Genomic DNA, 253 nt, shown 5'->3' on the forward strand with positions numbered 1-253 from the left:
GTGGTTGGGTTGGTGTTTCTGGGTCTGTTGTATTGTCTGGCTTTGTTGGCTTTTGTGGTTCTGTTGGCTTTTCTTGATCTGTTGGTTTTTCTGGTTCTGTTGGGTTCTCTGGATCTGTCGGTTTCTCTGGATCTGTCGGGTTCTCTGGATCTGTTGGCTTTTCTGGATCTGTTGGTTTACCCGGATCAGTTGGTGTTTCCGGTTCTGTCGGGTTATCAGGTTATGTAGGTTTGTCAGGTTGTGTTGGATTGTC

At 46.6% G+C, this 253-nt stretch carries 1 protein-coding gene; it reads left to right on the plus strand.

Annotation, left to right across the window (positions count from 1 at the left end):
* Positions 1-228 (plus strand): hypothetical protein (locus tag JDS81_RS30860; protein ID WP_275952066.1); only part of this gene is annotated, 228 nt, incomplete at its 5' end.
* Positions 229-253: the final 25 nt, after the last annotated feature.

Origin of the sequence: Bacillus cereus group sp. N31 (genome assembly GCF_016483245.1) — a bacterium.
Taxonomy (GTDB): Bacteria; Bacillota; Bacilli; order Bacillales; family Bacillaceae_G; genus Bacillus_A; species Bacillus_A toyonensis.